The sequence below is a fragment of the Pseudomonas sp. genome, assembly GCF_049645325.1.
GTDB lineage: Bacteria > Pseudomonadota > Gammaproteobacteria > Pseudomonadales > Pseudomonadaceae > Aquipseudomonas.
On sequence record NZ_JBARTQ010000320.1, the window covers coordinates 1 to 2,247 of the forward strand.

Annotated in this window: 3 protein-coding genes; all 3 read right to left on the reverse strand. The window is 61.2% G+C overall.

What is annotated here, in order from left to right; genetic code table 11:
• Positions 1-51: 51 nt before the first annotated feature.
• The 3 genes from tsaA to WBB95_RS14435 all read right to left on the reverse strand — a co-directional run bounded on the left by tsaA (position 52) and on the right by WBB95_RS14435 (position 1,990).
• On the reverse strand, positions 52-747 hold the full coding sequence (gene tsaA / locus WBB95_RS14425; protein WP_424488191.1) for a tRNA (N6-threonylcarbamoyladenosine(37)-N6)-methyltransferase TrmO: 696 nt from the start codon (positions 745-747) through the stop codon (positions 52-54).
• A 3-nt stretch (positions 748-750) separates the two neighbouring features.
• Entirely contained in the window at positions 751-1,212 is a 462-nt protein-coding gene (locus WBB95_RS14430; protein WP_424488192.1) for a DUF1456 family protein, read from the reverse strand.
• Between the two features lie 67 nt (positions 1,213-1,279).
• The gene (locus WBB95_RS14435) at positions 1,280-1,990 is read right to left on the reverse strand and encodes an rRNA pseudouridine synthase (RefSeq protein WP_424488193.1); all 711 of its coding nucleotides are present in this window, start codon (positions 1,988-1,990) and stop codon (positions 1,280-1,282) included.
• Positions 1,991-2,247 lie beyond the last annotated feature (257 nt).

Sequence of the window (2,247 nt, forward strand, 5' to 3'; positions counted from 1 at the left end):
GCAGGCAAGCCAGCTCCCACACAAGCGGCTCCCACAGTTGTTTTTGGCCGTTTACTTGGCCGGCACCACTTCCAGCACGCAAATCATCCCAGCCTCGGGATAGTGCCAACGCACATCCACATCCCAAAACTGCACGCCGTATTCCCGCTCAGGCCCAGGCGTCTGATACGCCGGCCGCGGGTCCTGCGCCAGGCACTGATCAATCAATTCCACCAAGGGCTCGTCAAGGCGCTGTGCATGGCCTTGTGCCTGATGCAGAGCCGTCTTCAGCCACTGCACGGGAATCAGCTGCGGCGCGGTGCTGGCGATGCTGTTGGTGGCCGTGTCGATCATGTCGGCATACGGCACATACGGCTTGATATCCAACACCGGCGTGCCGTCGAGCAAGTCAATCCCGGAAAGCCACAGGCGGCCCGGCTCTACCTTGTCCAGCTTCACCACCGACTGGCCGATGCCATTGGGCCGGTGTGTCGCACGGGTGGCGAATACGCCCATGGACGTGTTGCCGCCCAGGCGTGGCGGGCGCACCTTCAGGCGCGGCTTGTCTTCCAGGGCCTCGTGGAACAGAAACAACAGCCACACATGGCTGACCTGCTCCAGGCCCTGTACCGCCTCGCCGCCGTCGAACGGCGCCACCAGCTCCAGCACGCCACGGGCGGCGGGCGCCAGTTGCGGTTGGCGCGGAATGGCGAACTTCTCCTTGAAGCAGGAGCGCACAAAGCCGACGGGCGAGACCTGGTAACTCATGGCTTACGCACGCACTCGCAGGGTCAGGCCCTTGAGGAAGTTGCGCAGCAACTGATCGCCACAGGTGCGGTAGTTGGTGTGGCCGAACTTGCGGAACAGTGCGCTCAGCTCCGGCTTGGACACCGGGAACTCGGAGGCCTTGAGGATGGCGTGCATGTCGTCTTCCTTCAGTTCGAAGGCCACGCGCAGTTTCTTCAGGATGATGTTGTTGGTCACCGGTGTTTCGATCGGCTGCGGCGGACGGCTCTCGTCTTTGCCGCGCTTGAAGATCACCAGGCCATCCAGAAAGTGGGCCATGACGTCATCCGGGCAGAACACGAAACCTTCTTCCTCGTCTTTCTTGAGGTAGGTCAGCAGGTCGTCTTTGGTTACGTCCATGCCGCCGAGCTTGATGATCTCGACCATCTTGTTGTCGCTGATGTCGAGCATGTAGCGCACGCTGCGCAGTACGTCATTGTGAATCATGGTGGGCAATCCTGGTTTTCAACTGAGGACACTGCCCGGTCAGGCAGTGTCGAGAAAGGGGAGCGGCTTAGAACTTCTCTTTGCCGGACAGGTAACGCCATTGGCCGACCGGTACCTTGCCGATGGAGACACCACCGATGCGGATACGACGGATGGCGATGACTTTCAGGCCAACCGCTTCGCAGAACAGGGCGATCACGCCCGGTTGCGGGTTTTTCAGCGCAAAGCGCAGGCGGTTTTCGTTCTGCCAACTGGCTTTTACCGCCGGCAGCTCTTTGCCTTTGTAGGTCAGGCCATGGTTAAGGCGGTTGAGGCCGTGGGCGGCCATGTTGCCTTCGACCTCGACCACGTATTCCTGCTCGATCTTGGCGGCGTCGGCGGTCAATTTGCGCAGGATCTTCCAATCCTGGGTAAACACCAGCAGGCCGCTGGCCTTGGCTTGCAGGTCAGCGCTGGCGGTCAGGCGCAGGAAATGGCCTTTGAGCGGGCGCTTGCTGAAGCGGTGTTCTTCGGACAGGGTTTCGGCGCTGATCGAGGCCATGGCCGTCTCAGCGTCCACGCCAACCGGCGCGTGCAGCAGGATGGTCACCGGCTCTGGCACGGTGGCCTTGGCGTCGGGGTCGAGCTCGACCTTTTGGGTGGTGACCTTGAACTGCGGCTCGTCGATCACTTCACCGTCCACCGAGACCCAGCCGCCTTCGATGAACAGCTCAGCCTCCCGACGGGAGCAACCGACCAGTTCGATAAGGCGTTTGGAGAGGCGTATGGGGTCAGTCATGACAAGGGCCGTAACAAAAGGGGGCTGCTATTGTACCTGCCTGGCGCGGGTTAATCCCGGACCCATTTCAATGGGGTGGGCTTTTGGGGGGCGTTGGGGGAGTACATATCCGTTTTTTGGGTGATGGCGGGTATGGGTTCCGCTCTTACAGCGGCTCACTTTTGGTGGAGCGCAAAAGTAAGCAAAACGCTCTTGCCCCTCCACTCGGTGCCTCGCCTAGGCTCGGCATGCCCGCACTCCGGCTTGAATCCGTGGGC

What these genes read in the sequence shown, in the direction of transcription:
- tsaA (WP_424488191.1), bottom strand. Translation starts at nt 747, where the DNA reads ATGAGTTACCAGGTCTCGCCCGTCGGCTTTGTGCGCTCCTGCTTCAAG.
- WBB95_RS14430 (WP_424488192.1), bottom strand. Translation starts at nt 1,212, where the DNA reads ATGATTCACAATGACGTACTGCGCAGCGTGCGCTACATGCTCGACATC.
- WBB95_RS14435 (WP_424488193.1), bottom strand. Translation starts at nt 1,990, where the DNA reads ATGACTGACCCCATACGCCTCTCCAAACGCCTTATCGAACTGGTCGGT.